14 protein-coding genes are annotated in these 18,469 nt (G+C 38.7%); 13 read left to right on the top strand and 1 reads right to left on the bottom strand.

Annotated elements, in window-relative coordinates; genetic code table 11:
• Positions 1-76 precede the first annotated feature (76 nt).
• The 7 genes from CC204_RS07460 to CC204_RS07430 all read left to right on the top strand — a co-directional run bounded on the left by CC204_RS07460 (position 77) and on the right by CC204_RS07430 (position 9,162).
• On the top strand, positions 77-556 hold the full coding sequence (locus tag CC204_RS07460) for a prepilin-type N-terminal cleavage/methylation domain-containing protein (RefSeq protein WP_088269614.1): 480 nt from the start codon (positions 77-79) through the stop codon (positions 554-556).
• A gap of 64 nt (positions 557-620) precedes the next feature.
• Positions 621-1,415: a prepilin peptidase gene (locus CC204_RS07455; protein ID WP_162288330.1), complete on the top strand. Its 795-nt coding sequence runs from the start codon at positions 621-623 to the stop codon at positions 1,413-1,415.
• A 28-nt stretch (positions 1,416-1,443) separates the two neighbouring features.
• Positions 1,444-2,484 (top strand): type IV pilus biogenesis protein PilM, encoded by a 1,041-nt coding sequence (gene pilM, locus CC204_RS07450; protein ID WP_088269612.1) that lies wholly within the window; start codon positions 1,444-1,446, stop codon positions 2,482-2,484.
• 6 nt (positions 2,485-2,490) lie between these two features.
• Positions 2,491-3,123 (top strand): hypothetical protein, encoded by a 633-nt coding sequence (locus tag CC204_RS07445; RefSeq protein ID WP_088269611.1) that lies wholly within the window; start codon positions 2,491-2,493, stop codon positions 3,121-3,123.
• Complete coding sequence (locus CC204_RS07440) at positions 3,120-3,707, top strand: hypothetical protein (RefSeq protein ID WP_088269610.1); 588 nt, start codon at positions 3,120-3,122, stop codon at positions 3,705-3,707. Before CC204_RS07445 ends, CC204_RS07440 begins: the two co-directional genes overlap by 4 nt.
• Before the next feature lie 28 nt (positions 3,708-3,735).
• The gene (locus tag CC204_RS07435; protein ID WP_088269609.1) at positions 3,736-7,749 is read left to right on the top strand and encodes a pectate lyase-like adhesive domain-containing protein; all 4,014 of its coding nucleotides are present in this window, start codon (positions 3,736-3,738) and stop codon (positions 7,747-7,749) included.
• A 108-nt stretch (positions 7,750-7,857) separates the two neighbouring features.
• Positions 7,858-9,162, top strand: a complete 1,305-nt coding sequence (locus CC204_RS07430; RefSeq protein WP_088269608.1) for a hypothetical protein — start codon at positions 7,858-7,860, stop codon at positions 9,160-9,162.
• Between the two features lie 127 nt (positions 9,163-9,289).
• On the opposite strand, the gene CC204_RS07425 is transcribed toward CC204_RS07430, so the two are convergent.
• Positions 9,290-10,374, bottom strand: a protein-coding gene (locus CC204_RS07425; RefSeq protein ID WP_120308903.1) for an IS3 family transposase whose coding sequence is annotated in 2 segments (ribosomal slippage) — positions 9,290-10,137 and positions 10,137-10,374 — 1,086 coding nt in all. Because the reading frame shifts where the segments join, the coding sequence is not laid out codon by codon here.
• Between the two features lie 121 nt (positions 10,375-10,495).
• Here CC204_RS07425 and CC204_RS07415 point away from each other — a divergent pair.
• From CC204_RS07415 to CC204_RS07395, 6 genes are all read left to right on the top strand, one after another.
• Positions 10,496-10,894: a hypothetical protein gene (locus CC204_RS07415; protein ID WP_157894257.1), complete on the top strand. Its 399-nt coding sequence runs from the start codon at positions 10,496-10,498 to the stop codon at positions 10,892-10,894.
• A gap of 101 nt (positions 10,895-10,995) precedes the next feature.
• A complete protein-coding gene (locus tag CC204_RS07410; protein ID WP_088269604.1) occupies positions 10,996-12,111 on the top strand; it encodes a DUF3114 domain-containing protein in 1,116 nt (371 codons plus the stop codon).
• Between the two features lie 235 nt (positions 12,112-12,346).
• Complete coding sequence (gene nifJ / locus CC204_RS07405) at positions 12,347-16,012, top strand: pyruvate:ferredoxin (flavodoxin) oxidoreductase (RefSeq protein ID WP_088269603.1); 3,666 nt, start codon at positions 12,347-12,349, stop codon at positions 16,010-16,012.
• 76 nt (positions 16,013-16,088) lie between these two features.
• On the top strand, positions 16,089-16,262 hold the full coding sequence (locus tag CC204_RS21150) for a hypothetical protein (RefSeq protein ID WP_157894256.1): 174 nt from the start codon (positions 16,089-16,091) through the stop codon (positions 16,260-16,262).
• Positions 16,263-16,407: 145 nt separating this feature from the next.
• Positions 16,408-17,295 (top strand): diadenylate cyclase CdaA, encoded by an 888-nt coding sequence (gene cdaA / locus CC204_RS07400; RefSeq protein ID WP_088269602.1) that lies wholly within the window; start codon positions 16,408-16,410, stop codon positions 17,293-17,295.
• On the top strand, positions 17,292-18,440 hold the full coding sequence (locus CC204_RS07395) for a CdaR family protein (RefSeq protein ID WP_088269601.1): 1,149 nt from the start codon (positions 17,292-17,294) through the stop codon (positions 18,438-18,440). Before cdaA ends, CC204_RS07395 begins: the two co-directional genes overlap by 4 nt.
• Positions 18,441-18,469: the final 29 nt, after the last annotated feature.

Raw genomic sequence — 18,469 nt, 5'->3', positions numbered from 1 at the left:
ATAACACCGGTGATCTATGTTGATCATATAAAAAACAACCGTACATATAGAATGTACAAAGAAAGGAGCACTAAAAATGTTTAAAAATGTAATGAAGGATGAGCGAGGACTTTCGTTAGTAGAGTTACTTGCAGTTGTGGTAATCATGGCGATTATTGCGGGGATTGGCGCGGTAGCGATTTCTAGCGTTATCCAGAAAAATAGAGAGGACGCTGGAATTTCAAATGTGCAGTCACTAGTAAGTGCTGCTAATTTATATCAAATGTCAGAAACTGGAGATGCGGCTATAGGTGGAGGAGCAGCTGCGGTAACTGCCGCAGATCTTGTAACAAAAAATTATATCTCCCAAGCTGGATTCCTGGCAACGCCAGCGAATGTAACGTTTGATGCCACTACAACAGGTAAAATTCTAATTACTGTACCAGCAAATATGTTAACCGCTGGCTCAAGAAAAAATAAAGAAATAAAATATTATAATGAAAAAGAAGTTGCAGATTTGACTAGAGAAATTCTTTGGGAAAGTGGAGCGACAGGAACAGATACACCAGCCCCATAATTTTAAGCATGTCAAGCGAAGTACTATTGATATGGTACTTTGCTTGATTAATAAAGGAGATCTTATGAACAATCAAGTACTATCTTCACCATCCACATACGAATACCTATTCTTTTACATATTCATCTTCATCCTAGGGGCTTGTCTAGGGTCTTTTTTTCTACTGATCGGTCAACGGATACCTCGAGGAGAAGACATTGTCAAAAAGCGCTCGCACTGTGAGCATTGCGATCATTCGTTGACTTTTCTAGAATTGGTTCCCATTTTTTCTTATGTTTTTTTACGAGGAAAATGTCGTCATTGCCACCAGAAAATCGGTGCTGTCTATCTTGGTTTTGAATTGCTGTCAGGAACCTTATTTTCTTTAGCTGCTTTTTTACTGCGGACGACGAATGAGACATTCGTTGCTTGGACCTTACTATCATTATTACTGATCATCACAGTCACAGATATCACAGCTCAAAAAATACCAAACAAAGTGTTATTGCCCTTTTTTATTCTTGCCATTATTGAACGAGTATTTCTGCAGCAGTTGAATCCTTGGTGGTTTCCGATTGCTGGCTTTGTTGCTGGTTTTGGCTGTTTATATCTGCTTGCTCTTTTTAGTAAAGGCGGGATGGCTGGTGGAGATATTAAATTGTTTGCTGTTTTAGGGGTATTTATTGGTCCGATCTATGTCATGATCACCTTGGTTTTAGCAAGTGTATTCGCATTGATCTACGCAATTGGTGAGATGATCGTTCGAAAAAAATTAAGAAGACATATCCCGTTTGGTCCGTTTATCGCTTTAGGAACATGGGTCGTCTACTCCTATGCAACGGGGCAGCTTCAATATCTCTGGTCAACAGTTTTCGGTTAGATTTTAGGAGTAGGATAAATAGATTGAAATGGAGGGAAAGATCATTTTAAAAAAAGGGTTAAAAACGATTGTCGGTTTAGATATTAAGAAGAATGTGATCCGTTTTGTAGTTTTAAAAAGTACAAATCCAGTCGTGATCCATAAAAAAGGAGAGTTGGTTTTAAAAGCCAGTATCTTCAAAAATGGAAAGTTTACAAACAAAAATTTGTTATATGAAGGATTGAAGAAGCTATTTAAAGAGCATCATATCAAAAATCCTCATGTGATATTTTCGGCGTTCAATCATGAGCTATTGATTCGTAGTATTCCCGATAATGGGATGCGTAATGAAAAAGAGGTCAAACAATTTTTGTTCTTGGAACTAGGTGAATCAATTTCTGTCCCTTTTGAACAGCCCATCTTTGATTTATTGATATTTGAAAAGCAAAATGCCAGACAAAAAAAGCAAGTCAAAAAAAAGGCTGCCAAAAAGAATACAAAAACAGTAAAACGCGATCGCATGGTCGTTGATGGAGAAATTTATTTTGTCGCAACATCAGAGAAAACCTTGACGGAAGTCGGTGATGAAATCCAGCGTGCTGGCGGTATTCCAAGTGCTGTAGATCTGAATTCTGTTGCTTATGCTAGAGCAATCAATCGAAATATCAAGTGGACAGACGTTCTACTTTTGATCGAGGTAGATTGTGGTGTGGCAACATTTACTATTTTTGAAAACCATATCCCGATTTATAGTCAATATGAAGATTACAATAGCGCAAACTGGAAGTACATTGCAAATGACGATGACACTTACCAAGCTGAGTTTAATAAGCCGAAGGAAATTGAGGAACTTGGGGAGTTGGCAGACATCACAAAAAATATTTTGTATTACTACACAAGTACCCTATCCAACGGTAAAAAATTAGACAAAATTTACCTAGTAGGAGAAAATCCGCTTTTATTTAAAAATGTACTTTCCTCTATCGAAAAGAGAGTGGAAATTCCTGTGATCGCAGTCAACACAGAAAAAAGATTTAGCATTCCTTCGCCTTATTTATTAGCTGCCGGACTTGCGATGAAAGGAGTGTAAGAAGCGATGAATATTAATCTATTGCCTGATAAATTTTATAAAAATCAAGCAACATTACTGATACTCTTTGTTTTTCTTTTATTGCTCTTAGTTGCAGGAGGTGGGTTGACGACGGTATATCTCGTTTCTCAACAGCAAGTAAAGACGCTGCAGCAGGCTGCTCAAAGTAAACAGGTAGAAAAAGCGAAGCTGACGGGGATGATCTCTAAGCAAAAGAAGGAACAATCAGAAGAGGTACAGACGTATTTGACGGAACTAAAAGGAGCACAGGTTCAATTTGCTGAAATGGCCAAACGCTTGGATGAAACTGTCATCAAGCATCAACAAGTGATCGAAAACTATCAGATCATTGTTCCGCTCAATGAGGGCATGGAAGAAGAGGAAGCAGCGCAAGCAAATGTCATGAAAACAGATGATGGACAAGAAGTGATTCAAATTGATTTATCGATCAAAGGTCAAAAATTAGCGAATATTGGTGCATTGACAGAAGCCTTAAATCAGATCGATTGGGTGTATCAAGCGATTTTTATTTCTTCATCTGCTGAGGAAGAGACATCTCAAGAATATAAATCAGTGATTCAGATTCAAGCATTGAAAGAAAAGTTACCAGCAATCAAACGTGGAGGAGAGCAGGAATGAAAACAATCATTTTTACTAAAAAGCATATTGTAATCACTATTGTTTTGATTTTTCTTCTAGCGCTCATGATCATAACTGTTTGGTTTACTGGTATTTCAGCAAAACAAGCTGAAGTAGGTAAAATTCAAAAAGATATTCATGGGCTGGAAAGTGAAGTTGCTGAACTTCGACAGACAAGTCAAACCTTGTCAGGTAAGAAAAACCTACTTGATTCAGCAATCGTTAATGAGCTTCCTCGTTTTTCTAAAGGTATTCAAATTCAAGAATATTTAAGCAGCCTTGAGCAAAAAGTGGCAAAGAATAAAATTCAGCTGAAACAAATCACTGCAGAAGATACTCTGTTGTTTTCTTCGCCAAGTGATCCCACGAAAAAAGTTTATTCCAGTAAAATCGTTTTGGATTATAGTGCAGCTGGCAAGAATGAGTTGTTTGCCTTTATCCAAGCGTTGGAGAATGATCAACGGTTCATTAAAGTAACGGATTATAGTTACACGTTTGGTTCAGGAGAAGGCGATCAAAGTATGTTTGAATCAACACTATTGTTCAATTTATATTATCTGAATGTCGCAGAAGAACAGGAATGAGCTAGAGCGTTCAAGGAGGACTCGATCAATGAAAAAGGGAGCAAGAAAAAATAAACTAGTTTTGAGTATTGGAAGTATTATTTTTCTGATGCTTATTTCTTTTTTAGTGTATCAAGGCTATTGGTTTATTAGAGATTTTGGGAAAAATAACTATCATTTAACGGTTGAAGAATACATTCAGCCGGAACTAAAAGAGCAGATCGGAGTACTGCTGGAAGTAGAGATAAAAAAGCCGAAGAAAGAAACAATAGTGCTCAAGTCAAAACTGGATCAAGTGATTTCACCAGAATCACTGGAGGGGCTGGATATCAAGGGGCTAAAGATACTTTCGGGAGAAAATGCCGCATCTGATGGTGTAAAAATCGAGATCGAAAAATCCGATAAAACAAGAACCTTTAAACTTCCGATTCCGATCGCACAGGATAGTCAGGATACCATTGAAATTTATCGAGAAGGTCGTAAAATAAAATCGACGAAAATCAACTATTCTTTGCCAAAAGAAAAGCAAGAAAAGAGCCGAAATACAGCGTTGGCATCAAAAGATACCCTTTATGCAACAACAGGAGCTATTACAAAAGCTAGTTCAAGCTATGATATGTTCCACTTGCCGCTAATGACACAGCTGCAAAATTTCAATCCAAGTAAAAAAAAGATCGTCTATAATTATCAGCAGTTGATCGATGCACTGAAAGATTCTTCGATCGATGCTATTGAATTTGGTGCAAATATATCTGGCACAGCTGAACTGCCTAAAGTCAATCGATCATTACGAATCGATGGTAAAAATTTTACATTTTCTTCTACAGCGACTTCAAATGCTAACAGAACCTTCCGCTTAGAACGCACAAAAACACCACAAACGTTTGCTTTCGTTAATGTGAAAGTCGACATTCGAAATTCAAGTGGACTCATACAAAGTGATAATTTGCTCTCAAATGATAATGAATGGGTAGTTTTGATTGAAAATGTCTCGAATACTTATCGAGGAGAAATCGGTTCTTTTATCAATATACCACGGGCTTCTTTGGTTATGAAGGGTGTCGTAAACTGGGTATCAGGGACGAGAACGGATGATGTGATCAATGCAACAGAAATCTTGATCACAGATGGTGCGAAGGTCGATCTTACAGGTGAACGAACAACGATTCGCCTCTATCCTCAAAACAATAGCATCACCACAACTTTTGTGGCTGAAAAAGGCTCAGTCTTGAATATCCATAGTAGAAAGCGTCAGGCGATCTATGCGAATGTAGAGGGCAGCCGTAATCGAGTCTATTTTGAAGCGCGAGGTCAAGATACTATAATCAATGCGACTTCTAATGGCAATGAAACCGGTGCGATTGGCGCAACCATTTCCTTATGCGGAAGTTCTGACAATAGCTCAGATGCGACAAAATCACTTACACAAGTAACGGCTGGGGCAAAAATCAATGTTCATAGCTTAGGATTGACTAATAACAAACAAAGAGCACAGCCAGCAATGATCAATCAAATCACAAATAGTAATTTTCACGTGGATGGTGAAGGCTCAGAATTAAACTTGATTTCAGAAGGTGAAGGGAACAACATTGGTGCTGTTTTACGTTTTCGTCTAGTTGGCGGTCAAACATTTCTAATCAAGAATAAAGGGAAAGTATCTATTGATAAAAAGTATGGTGAAGCTTCTGGTGTTCGATTATATGGACAGAATAATCAATTTCTGGTGCAAGCCGGCGGTAATATAACAATCAATAATCAAGCGGATAAATCGAATGGCGGCCGTCCAACAAACGGCGGTGATCTAGCAGGGAAACAAGGCGTGCAATTTCCTGTAGATGGAAGTGGACGAACCTCGGTTTTTGCTTTAGAGGGCAAAGGCAGCGAGGTCTATATCAAGGCAGATTTAGGTCCAGCGCTCTGGACACAATATGGAAATTTGCGCTTTTTAATTGGAAAAGATACGATTTTTAGAGCAGAAGGTACTACAAATAGTCAAACGAGCGGAATCGTTCAATCAGCAGGTACAGCTAGCTTTGAGATCGATCAGCCACGTTTCTATGATTTACGGAATAACCGTTCAAATGGAGGACAAGTATTTTCCAGCGGCTCAAATTCAGGAACTTTTGAAGCAACAAAATCCTATCTTTCAGTGTGGGAAATCAAAAATAATGTTGATTTAGATAAAGACCCAGATGCCTATTGGGCGCCGATCTCCTATAAATTGACCGGCTCGCATTTTGAAAGAATCGTGAGTACGGATTATCCTAATGAGTTTAATACATCGACTTATAAAGGAGCGAATCGCTATAGTCGGATGAGTGGAAACGGCTCAGCTCCAACAGTGGATGAACTTAGAGTTCCGACAAATGCAGACAAAAAAATCTATGGACATGTGAGTGTAAAAGTAGGTTATGGGGATGAGATGCGCGATGCTTGGGAAAATGAAGTTTGGGTCACTGTGCAGGTGAAAAGGGATGGAAAGATCATCTCAGAAGAAGTTTTGCCTACGAAAGGAATCAACAATAATTTACCAGGGGTCAAGCAATGGGACGAAGATAAAGCGAGAGGCGGCATTTTTGTGATGGACCGCGACGAATTTTTACGTACAGGCGATACTGTTGAAGTAATCGGCGCTCATCGTGGGAGAAAAAATCAAGTCGGTGAAGCCAGTGAAGAAAAAGAGACGATTTTGGTTAAACCAGTCACGACAGTCGATGTAACTCCACCTCAAAAATTAACTGTTACCAAAGATCCATTAGCAGAAAGTTCGAGCAAAATCACAAACGCAACAAAACAAATCAAAGGCACGATCGATCTGTATGACGAGCAGGAAGAAAAAATAATGGATGAAGTTTATCTTTTTCCTAAAATCAATGATCAGTTCGTAAAAGAAAGTATCACAAAAATAACGAGTAATGGAAAACAAAAAGGTGATTCGATCGTTGACTGGACGATCAATTTACCGAGCTATTTAACAGCTGGAAGTCAAATTGAAATATATGTAAAAGATCACAGTGACATTGGTGAGCTGCAAGACAAAGATAAGCTTTTGACTCATGATAAAGAACCAAATGATCTGTGGGGAAATCTAATGCCGACAGCACGCGGATATGAAAGCTATAAAGGCTATCATGATGCAGTGAAAACGAGTAAGAAGGATGAACGTTTTAAGCCGGCGACACTTTTGACTGTGGAAGATATTATTCCGGAAGGATTGCTTATTTTGCCTGATTCTGTAAAATCAAGTACGAAAGTGAAAGATTCTGTAACCAATCAAGAGATCGATATTACTAGAGTTGGCAGCCGTTTGACTTATACAGGGAAAATTAGAAGTGAAGACAATCTGTCAAATTCCAGAAAGGTTGTTCAGAACGTTTTTGCCCAAATAGTGATTCCAGAAGATCTAGCTGAGGAGGAACTAAATTTTACCTTCAAGAAAAAGAAAATCTCAGATTCAGAAGAGAAAGCAGTAGAAATCAATGCAGCATATGATCCGGGAACCAGAATGCTCACGACGGAGGCAGATAAAGTCAATCTATCGATAGATGACGAAATTCTTTTTTCATTCAGCAGTATCGTCACCAGGATTCCAGAAGGTTCTCCATCGTTTAGCTTATCGGTCAAAGCACAAGGCCGTTCACCAGAGGAAATTCCTTTCGTACCAGGAGACTTTATTCCTGAAAATCAGCGTGTTTTAAGCGCAGAAGTGACCATGGTCAGCCCGATGCCGGAAAATACGATGCCGACAGATCCTGATCCTATTATCGAAGACGGCAATGCGTATGTTCGACTTTCAGTGGTGAACAAACGACTGACCGCTTACTACCGCAATGTCAATAAAATCATCATCAAAATAGATGGGGACAAGTATAAAACATATACACCTCAACTAGCGACTGCAGAAAAATCTATTTTATTGGATATTCCGATCGATCAGCACCGTAGAAACATTACAGCAGAATATTATTACCCTGATCCAAATAATGCAGGGAATGTCGTTAAAAAAATTGCCAGCTGGAATAAAGATAAGTGGAATGATGCAGTAAATGATGCGTTGGATTAACAAAATGATTGACATAAAAAGGATTTTAGCTCTGCCAACTAGTGTGAATGAACCTTTGGTTGGTGGGGCATTTTTTTAATAGCTAAAAATAGTTGAGGAGTGTGGGGAATGAAAAATATAGTTAGATTGTTGGGATGTGTCTTTTTTATTTTTCTTTTGAATGGTTGTTCTCAAGCAGATCGAACATCAAATTTCAACGATACTGATGGAAATAGTCAGGTGACAGAGAATAGTAACAGTAAAAAGAATAGTCAAAAAGATACTGCAAAACAGACAGAATTAAATAAGCTGACGTTTGCTGGACAGGCGATCAAAGAGAATACGGAAAGTTTAAACGATCAAAAATTAGAGCTACACATTGGCGATAAGCTAATAGAATCTTTCAAAACAGATAAAGATGGATATTTGTTTACTCATTTAATTGTTGATCAAACGTATCGTTTGTCGGGGAAAGATTTTGAAGTAACAGTGACCGCTAAATCTGATGATGATATTCAAGTGAAAGAAACAAAAGGTAGTCTTCTTTTAGGAAGAACTATAAAGTCGAAGCAGGGAGAAATCGAGCTACTAAGCTCAACGATTTATTTCGACAAGAAAAAAGACTCTTACACACTTTCAGAGGATAAAAAAACACTTATAGTAGATGAGACACTCAATATCGAAGCTGGTGATAAAATTCTTTTATCACCAGATACAGAAAACCTTGGAGGTTTAGGTGTTGAAGTTGTTGAAAAAGAAGAAAAAAAAGAGCAAACAGTTTTAACTGTGGATCAGGTTCAAGCCAATCAAGTGCTGGAAAATACGCAATACAATGGTACAGTCAATGTTTCAGAAGGAAAATTTACCCCGGCAGAAGGCGTGGAGCTTGTGAAACAAAAAGCACGCAATGCTACTTTGAATGTTAAAACAAAAATAGGTTCTGAAAAATCTCCAATAAAAGGAGAAATTGAGTTAAAGCTGGATGGTGTAGTTGAGACGGATGTCGATGTCGATTTTTTAAATCTTGAAGCCTCCACGATTGTTGTTAAGCCGAAACTTAAAACTGAGATTAGTACGGGAATAGTTGTTAAGGGGAAGATAGAGACTGACAAAAATCAGTTTCCTTTGGGAACGCTGGAAATACCAACAGGTGGACCAACAACGATCAAATTTGTGATTTATGTTCATGCAGAGTTAGATGGAAAATTAGAAATAAGATATAAGCTAGTCAATTCTTTTGAAGCTGAAGCAGGATATAGAGACGGAAACTTGGTTCATACGGCATCCGCTAAAGTACTTGATAAAGAGGAAGTATTTGATGTGAAAGGTGAACTTACTGCTAAAGTTGGACCAAAATTGGCTACCACGGTGAATGGGCTCCTATGTCAATACTCCGAACAAAAAAAGGCGAAAGAATTGCTTAATGCTCATTAAAAATAATAAATAAAAGAGACGTGTGAACCAATGCCTCTAAATTAGACGGCACATTTCTCTACTGATCAAAAGAAGACGCACTTAAATAACCCCTTCAATCGTCTTTTTTTGAAAAAAGGGGACGTTACTAAGCAACAAGAGAAATTCGATCTGTATTGTACCAACGAATGTAACTGTCAATGCCAACGATGGCTTCCTCAAGTGTTTTAAAGGATTGGAAATTCACATATTCGCGTTTCAAAATAGAGTGGAAGCTCTCTATTCTTGCGTTGTCCCCTGGACAACCTTTTCTTGAATAAGAATGCTTTATTTTTTTATTCGTTAATGTCTGATTAAATAAGTCGCTTGTGTATTGGCTTCCCATGTCGCTGTGTACTATTTCTATTCCTTGTGCCTGTAAATTTACTTTTTCTAGCACGCTTGTTGCTAATTCTTTCGTCATGTGGGCACCAACTTTATGAGCAATAACCCGACGGGTTTCTGGATGATAGAGACTGGCTAAATACGCCCACTTTCCTCTCACTGGAATATACGTGATATCCGTTAAAAGAACCTTAGACCAATCACTCTTTTTTCTGATTAGATTAGGTAATTGAGCGACTTCAGTATAAGATTTAGGTTTTTTCATTTTCTTTATCATCCGAGAGTGAATCCCTAATTCACGCATTAAACGATAAATTAGGTAACGACTGACAGGGATATTCAGTTCTTCTTTAAAATATTTTGTCATTCTTGGATATCCATACATCGGATAGGCTAACCAGGATTTCAATACCTTTTCTTTTATCTGTTGGCGTCTGCGCATTCGATCGCTAGGCATCCAGTTTAAATACGCATAATAGGTGGTTCTTGGGATTTTAAGAACCCTTAAAATACGAGTAATGCGGTGCTTTGCTTCTAAATTGACACGAACGACTCGTAAGACAGTCGCTCGTCCTTTGGCCATCAACTCTTTGCCAAAAGCACCGCCGCTCGCTTTAAAATAGCATTTTCTTCTTTCAAGCGTTTATTTTCTTTTAGCAATTCTTGCTCTTTTATTGAAAGAACATTTCGATCCAATGGATCTGCCTGCCGTATCCATTTCGTAAGTGTAGAGACACTTACATTGTATTCTTTCGATAGTGAGTTCGCAGACCGACCGGTCTGACTTAATGAAATCATGGATTCTCTAAACTCTTTTGAATATCTTGTAGCTGTGTTTTTTGTCTGCATAATAAAAACTCCTTTAATAGATTATAGCGAACAACTTGTCCGTATTTCTAGTATAGGAGCCGTATCTAAAGCTAAAGAAGAGGAAAGATATGGAAGCAAGAACTATGTTTCAGGATTGAAGGTGTCAAAAGAAAGAAAAGATAACCCAGACGTGCTACTACCTCCAAAGATGAATGGGTATTCTTATTTTGATACGTTCAATAAGTATTATGTCATAGAAAAAACAAAGAACGGTGAATACCGCTATGCAAGTACTGGTTCATTAGCATTGCACAAAAGAGAGAACGAATATGAATTAGAATGGTGGTCAGGTAGAACGAATATTCCTAATCAATCAATAGAAGTTAAACCCGAGTATAATGAGTATTACCAAGATAGTATTGAGCACCCTTGGAAAGATAAAGACGCAAATTACATCATGCGTTGGCTGAACTATTGGACAACAGGTGAATTCAGTATCGTCTATTCAGAAAATATCAAAGAGTACGTGGATTCTTTGAATCAAGCAGGGATTTTTTAAAAAAGACTGGATTAGTAGAGTAGTCAGAAATGTTTCTGATTACTCTATTTTTTGATAAAATGGGAGTGTCAAAAAGAAAAATAGAAAGTCGGTGAGTTTCTATGCGAACGATGAAAGAGTTAGAACAAAGTCATTGCTTTGAAACTAAGCTGGAGAAACCGAAAAAGCTTTCAAAGGAAGAATTTCATACCTATAAAAAGAAAGTATTGAAACAAACCAACAATCTTCAATCAATGAACTGGGATAGTAAAGCTATTTTTGCATATATTGTTTATATAAAAAGCATGGTTGACTTGGCAGATGATCATTATACTGAAATTCTCAACAGTTCTAAAAAGAAACTTTCCCTTATTGGCTCTCCTTTGTATGAACAATTATTTATTCATAGCAACTTACCTGACAAAGAAAAGATCCACTTAGTCATACAACAATTAGGGGGCTTTCTGAATGAACAGAACGATCTGGAAATGGCTCATTCTGATCATTGCTTCGACCCTGAGATGGCTCCAGGCTCTTCTTTTTTAGATATTTTTGCAAAAACTGTTCAAAGAGCGTATCCGAATGGATTGGAAATCAAAGACTCAGATAAAAAGATAGACCGATCAACTCTCAAAAAAAATTATCCTGATGAAACCATGCTGCATCAATTTCGCCATCAATTAGACAAACATAATGTATTATACGTAAAAAAATACCGTGCAAAGCATAATCTTCCCACTGATGAAGCAGCAATCAAAAAGATCCTAAAAAACAAGTGGTTTTACGCAGACCCTCAGTATCACAATCGAGCCCTTTTAGGTATAGATGTGACTGCAGATGATATTCGTAGTGGGCAACGAGTGTTAACAAAAAGAGGATTGCTCAAAAAAATCAGAAAGCGCGGCTTCTATCGAAAAATTTTATCTGCTGATTATCATAGTGAATTTATTATTGATGAAGCAGGAGAGCTGATCAGCCAGTGGACGACGAAAACACAAGAAACAGTCTACCAGAAAATGCCGATCGCCAACGGTGAATCTTTCAATTACGGCGAACGCCCTCGGTATGATGCGACCAAGAGCCATAATCGATTAGATGGTACGCCACCTCATTATTTTGATCCAACTCAGCGGATGCAGATCAAAAAGAATTGGATTTCGCCAAAAGATGACTGGTTTTATCAAGTGATCCGCCGCTTAGCTGAAAAAGGTTGTCGATTTAAGAAAAAAGTAAAGTAATTATTTTTGAAGGATCTTCCCAAATTTTACTTACGCAAAAAGTAGAGTTTGTGAAGTCCTTTTTCTGTTTTTAGCTAAATATAGTCAAATCTTTCCATGTGAAAAGTAAGAAATGTGTAAAAGTTTGTGAAAAAGTTCGACAAACCGTTTCAAAATCAATTCGTTTCCGTTATAATAAACAAGAATATGCGTGCAACTATTCTACTTATATAATAGAAGGATGATGACGATCATAATGCGAAAAATGAAGACGATGGATGGAAATACAGCAGCTGCTTACATATCGTATGCTTTTACAGAACTAGCAGCTATTTACCCAATCACACCCAGCTCAACAATGGCTGAATTAGTTGATCAATGGTCAGCAGAAGGCAAAGAAAATATCTTTGGTCAACCGGTCAAAATTGTTGAAATGCAGTCAGAAGCTGGAGCAGCAGGAGTCGTACACGGCTCATTGAAAACAGGCGCTTTGACAACGACATATACAGCTTCACAAGGTTTATTATTGATGATCCCGAATATGTACAAAATCGCTGGGGAATTACTGCCATCAGTATTCCACGTTGCCAGTCGGGCTGTAACCACAAATGCGCTGAATATTTTTGGCGATCATGGGGATGTGATGGCTGCCCGCCAAACTGGATTTGCCATGTTGTGTGAGAGCAGTGTGCAGGAAGTGATGGATTTATCGGCCGTTGCTCATTTGGCTTCAGTCGAATCAAGCGTACCATTTATTAACTTTTTCGATGGCTTCAGAACAAGTCATGAAATTCAAAAAATCGAAGTACTTGAATATGAAGAGCTAGCACCATTATTAAATCAAGAAAAAGTCAAAGAATTCCGTAGCAGAAGCATGAACCCAAATCATCCTTCCGTTAGCGGAACGAATCAAAATCCAGATATCCATTTTCAACAACGTGAAACGATCAACCGTTACTATGAAGAAATTCCAACGATCGTGAAACATTATATGGATGAAATCAATGCTTTAAGAGGAACAGACTATGACTTAGTCACTTATTATGGTGCAGAAGATGCTGAAGAAGTGATCGTTTCAATGGGCTCTGCCGCTCAAGCAATCGAGCAGACGATCGATTATTTGGCAAAGCAAGGACGAAAAGTTGGATTCTTAAATATTCATCTATATCGTCCATTTCCAGTTGAAACCTTTTTAGAAAAAATGCCAAAAACAGTTAAGGCCATTGCGGTGATGGATCGTACCAAAGAGCCAGGTGCCGGTGGAGAACCGTTATTATTAGATGTTCAAAGTGCGATGTATGAATCAGAATTACGTCCAATGATCATCGGCGGACGTTACGGATTAGGTTCAAAAGATGTCTTACCAAATCAAATCGTCGCGATTTATGACGAACTAAAAAAAGAAAAGAAAGCAGCAAAATCACGCTTTACGATCGGGATCGTTGACGATGTCACTTATACTTCACTTGATTGTGGAGAGGCCCTTGATCTAACGAATCCCAAAACCTATCAGGCAAAATTCTGGGGCTTCGGTTCAGATGGTACAGTTGGTGCAAATAAATCAGCAATCAAAATCATTGGTGATCATACAGATAAATACGCACAAGGCTTCTTTTACTATGATTCAAAAAAATCAGGCGGTTTAACTGTCTCTCATTTACGTTTTGGTGAGACACCGATCCGCTCAACTTACTTGATCGAACATGCTGATTTTGTTGCTTGTCATACAGCTGCCTATTTGCATACGTATGATTTAGTGAAGGGCTTGAAAAAAGGTGGTACGTTTTTACTGAATACCGTTTGGAATGATGAACAATTAGAACGCTTCTTACCAAACAAACTGAAAAAATACCTTGCTGAAAATGAAATCAATTTCTACACGATCAATGCAGTTAAATTAGCGAGCGAAGTTGGCTTAGGCGGTCGCATCAATACGGCGATGGAAACAGCTTTCTTCAAACTTGCTGACATCATGCCATTTGACGAAGTGCTGCCGATCTTAAAAGAAGAAGCCCACAAAAGTTATGCTAGAAAGTCGATGGCTGTCGTAGAAAAAAATGTGCAGGCGATCGAACGTACAGTAGAGCTACTGCATAAAGTAGAAGTACCTGAGGCATGGAAGACAATAGAAGTTAAACCGAAAGTCCGCAAAGCGAACGTAACGGATTATGTTCATGAAATTGTCGAACCAATCAATCGTCAGGAAGGAAATGAACTTCCTGTTGGAGCGTTTATCAAAAACGATATGACTGATGGTCGGATGCCGCTTGGAACAACGGCTGTTGAAAAACGCGGCATTGCGGTTGAAGTTCCAGAATGGATCAGCGACCGTTGCACCATGTGTAATGAATGTGCATTCGTATGCCCCCATGCAGCGATTCGTCCGTTCCTCGCAGATGATGAGGAGATGGAAGAAGCCCCAGAAGGATATATCGTAAGAGAAATGCGCGGCAAAGACGGCTTGAAGTATCGTATTCAAGTTTCCGTTGAGGATTGTACAGGCTGTGGTTTGTGTGTCGATGCATGTCCAGCTAAAGGCAAAGCTTTAGTGATGAAACCATACGAAGAGCAAAAAGAACAAGCGATGAACTGGGCCTTTTCAATGACCTTGAAACAAAAAGAAAACCCTGCTAAACCAAATACGGTTTTAGGAACACAATTCAATAAACCATTACTGGAATTTTCTGGCGCTTGTTCCGGCTGTGGTGAAACACCGTACGTAAAATTACTAACGCAAATGTTTGGCGATCGTATGATGATTGCAAATGCCACAGGCTGCTCTTCCATTTGGGGCGGTGCCGCTCCTGTTTCACCTTATACGACAAATGATGAAGGTCAAGGACCTGCTTGGTCTAACTCTTTGTTGGAAGACAATGCTGAATTTGGCTATGGAATGCTATTGGCGAATCAAACACGCCGTGAACATTTAGCCTTGAAGATGACACAAGCGATGCCTTTTGCTTCTCCGGAATTAAAATTATTGATGGAAGACTGGATCGAGCATATGCATACTGGTGAGGGAACTCAGCAGCGTGCGGCGAAATTGAAAGCAGCATTATTGGATGAAAAAACGAACCAGCCTGCTTTAGAAACAGTATACGCTGATCATGATTTATTTGTGAAAAATAGTCAGTGGATGATCGGCGGTGACGGTTGGGCGTATGATATTGGGTACGGCGGGATCGATCACGTACTTGCCAGTGGGGCTGATGTAAATATGTTGGTTTTAGATAATGAGGTATACTCGAATACTGGCGGACAAACCTCAAAAGCAACACCCGCATCTGCAATTGCCAAGTTTTCTGCCAGCGGAAAATATGTTTCTAAAAAAGATTTGGGAATGATGGCGATGACCTACGGCAATGTCTATGTAGCGCAAATTGCATCTGGCGCCAATCAAATGCAAACGATCAAAGCATTTGAAGAAGCTGAACGCTTCCCTGGACCTTCGATCATCATTGCCTACACACCTTGTATCACTCATGGCTTAGCGGGCGGTATGAGCAAGACCTTACAGGAAGCGAAAGAAGCAGTCAATTCCGGCTATTGGTCGCTATATCGTTATAATCCTGAACTTAGAGAAGCAGGAAAAAATCCAATGACTTTGGATTATAAAAAACCGAATTTTGCTGAAATGAAAGACTTTATGCGTAAACAAGTTCGTTTCTCTTCTTTAGAATCCACTCAGCCGGAATTTGCTGGTAAGTTATTCGATAAGACAGTAGATGATGCGAAGAATCGTTTCTATAATTATGCGCGAATGGCTGGCCAAGAAGAAAAAATCAAGGCAAAACTGGAAAAAACAGATATAGACGTAGTTGCTGAAAAGGCTCCGCGTGTCAAAAAAGAACGTATGGTTGATCCAGAAGCGGAAGCTAGACGTGCAGAACGGGCAGCGAAACGAGCAAAAACAGAAGAATAATCAATGGAGTGGCTGGATGTAACTTTATGGTTCTATCCAGCCATTGCTGTGATTGCTTTAAAAATGGAGTGAGTATATGAAATTTTTTCAAGCGATGAATGCTTTGCTCGCTTTCTTTCTGGAGTTGCTGGCTATTTTCATTTTAGTCACGATCTGTCTAGTTCGTGTAAGCAATCTTTTGACTACCAGTATTTTTGCAGTTTTAGCAAGTATTCATTTAGCTGGCAGTGCATACTTAAAAAAACGCTGAACAAAAAAGCGTACGTTCATTTATTAATGTGTTATTTTACAATTCATTTCATAAATTTTTTCTATCTTTTATTCTCCTTTCTGTAACCGAATAAAAGAGTATGGTATACTAATAAAGAAATCTTCAGAGAGAAGTGAGGTTTATGATGTCTTTTCAACTTAGTCGATTATTCGACTTAAATTATTGGCAGCAATTGATATCATCAGATTTCTTATCCCGTGATTATATTATCAATATTATTGATATCTTAGTTGTTTGGTATCTGGTCTATAAGCTGATTATGCTCGTTCGAGGAACCAAAGCTGTTCAGTTGCTTAAAGGAGTCGCAGTTTTTATAGTCATTCGGATACTGAGTGAGATCATTGGACTACATACATTATCATGGTTGATGAATCAAGTAATCATGTATGGTGTGATTGCTGCTGTCGTTATTTTTCAACCAGAAGTCCGGCGCGGGCTGGAACATTTAGGTCGCAGTTCTTTTTTTAGAGCAACAAGATCTGAGCAGCAGGAAGATGAGAAGATGATCCTGGCTTTTGATAAAGCGATCCAGTATATGTCAAAACGGAAAATCGGTGCGCTGATCACCGTCGAGCGAAATACAGGATTAGACGAATATATCGAAACAGGGATCGATCTAGATGCAGATATATCAGGAGAATTGCTGATCAACATTTTTATTCCTAATACACCTTTACACGATGGTGCGGTGATCGTAAAGCAAGGAAAAATTGCTGTTGCAAGTGCCTACTTGCCATTGTCAGAAAGTAATTTGATCCCTAAGGAATTTGGGACCCGTCACAGAGCGGCGGTCGGAATCAGCGAAGTCAGTGATGCGATAACAATCATCGTGTCAGAAGAAACAGGCGATGTTAGCTTGACTTTGAATAATGATCTGATTCCGCGTTTGACTCAGGAAGAATATCTTAAAATTCTTCGAGCAGAACTAGTTCCAGAAGAAGGAAACAAAGATAAAAAGAATCTTTTGCAGCACTTTATCGATGGTGTAACGAAAGGGGCGAAAAAGAAATGAAACGACCCTCTCAAAGCAATTGGTTTTCTGCATTACTCGCATTATTATTTGCATTATTGCTATTTTTCAATGCAAATGCGTCAAACAATTCCTCTGTTTTAGTCAATACGAATCAAGTATATGATGAAATGCTCTACAATATTCCAGTTCAACTAGAATATGACCAAGATAAATACTTCGTTTCGGGGTATGAAGAAACAGTCAATGTTCATTTAAGTAGTGCAAACAGAATCCAGTTAAACCGCGAATCAAATGAAGATACTCGGAATTTTCAAGTAGTTGCCGATTTAACCAAGACCTCACTTGGCACTTCTGAGATCCAGTTGAGAGTCAAAGGATTGAGTACGGCAGTCACTGCTGAGATCGAGCCTAAAACAATCACTGTTACTGTCGAGAACAAAGTGACTCAAGCCTTTGATGTGCAGGTACAATTACCTGAATCCATTGAAGCAGAAGGATATACTGTAGAAAAAACGACGATCAGTCCTAAAAAAGTCGATATCACGACAGGTGAAGAAACAGCAAAAGCGATCGAACGAGTTGTTGCGCCGTTATCAAATGTTAAGCAATCCGTGGATACGATCAAACAAACGGTGAATGTCCAGGCACTTGACAATAAAGGGCAAGTATTAAGTATTGAAAACCCGGCGCCGCAGGTCAAAGTAGTAGTAGAATTGTCATTGCCATCAAAAGAAGTAGGATTGTCAGTAGTTCCTACAGGATCGCCGCCGTCAGGGGTAGCGAATTATACATTTAGTCTTTCGAAGTTGAAAGCAGAGATCAGAGGATCTAACTCTATTTTAGATTCGATCGATGCAATTGAAGTTCCCGTAGATATTAGCAATATAAGATCATCTACTAAGAAGAAAGTTAAGATACCAACGAGTTCAGATTATATTGTTTCACCTGAGGAAGTAGAAGTAACGATCAATCCGATTTTTACAGACAGTAGTGTTAATTATTCGGAAACGAATAGTAGCCAAGGAGCGACGGGAGTGGATCCAAGTCAGGAAACCCCGACTTCTACCCCTTCAAGTGGCTCTGTCAGTTCGTCGTCTAGTTCATCATCATCCAGTAGACCAGTCACAGAAACAACAACGAATGAAGCACCAAAAGAAAATGATACTACTGAATCAACAAGATAAATTGAGTGATTAAAGGATTTGTTTGGGCT

It is taken from the genome of Enterococcus wangshanyuanii (genome assembly GCF_002197645.1).
Classification (GTDB): Bacteria; Bacillota; Bacilli; order Lactobacillales; family Enterococcaceae; genus Enterococcus_L; species Enterococcus_L wangshanyuanii.
This window is presented reverse-complemented; position numbering and strand designations above follow the sequence as displayed.

Bases quoted from the DNA above. Each gene is read 5' to 3' on its own strand.
- CC204_RS07460 (WP_088269614.1), top strand. From the start codon at position 77: ATGTTTAAAAATGTAATGAAGGATGAGCGAGGACTTTCGTTAGTAGAG.
- CC204_RS07455 (WP_162288330.1), top strand. From the start codon at position 621: ATGAACAATCAAGTACTATCTTCACCATCCACATACGAATACCTATTC.
- pilM (WP_088269612.1), top strand. From the start codon at position 1,444: ATGGAGGGAAAGATCATTTTAAAAAAAGGGTTAAAAACGATTGTCGGT.
- CC204_RS07445 (WP_088269611.1), top strand. From the start codon at position 2,491: ATGAATATTAATCTATTGCCTGATAAATTTTATAAAAATCAAGCAACA.
- CC204_RS07440 (WP_088269610.1), top strand. From the start codon at position 3,120: ATGAAAACAATCATTTTTACTAAAAAGCATATTGTAATCACTATTGTT.
- CC204_RS07435 (WP_088269609.1), top strand. From the start codon at position 3,736: ATGAAAAAGGGAGCAAGAAAAAATAAACTAGTTTTGAGTATTGGAAGT.
- CC204_RS07430 (WP_088269608.1), top strand. From the start codon at position 7,858: ATGAAAAATATAGTTAGATTGTTGGGATGTGTCTTTTTTATTTTTCTT.
- CC204_RS07410 (WP_088269604.1), top strand. From the start codon at position 10,996: ATGCGAACGATGAAAGAGTTAGAACAAAGTCATTGCTTTGAAACTAAG.
- nifJ (WP_088269603.1), top strand. From the start codon at position 12,347: ATGCGAAAAATGAAGACGATGGATGGAAATACAGCAGCTGCTTACATA.
- CC204_RS21150 (WP_157894256.1), top strand. From the start codon at position 16,089: ATGAAATTTTTTCAAGCGATGAATGCTTTGCTCGCTTTCTTTCTGGAG.
- cdaA (WP_088269602.1), top strand. From the start codon at position 16,408: ATGTCTTTTCAACTTAGTCGATTATTCGACTTAAATTATTGGCAGCAA.
- CC204_RS07395 (WP_088269601.1), top strand. From the start codon at position 17,292: ATGAAACGACCCTCTCAAAGCAATTGGTTTTCTGCATTACTCGCATTA.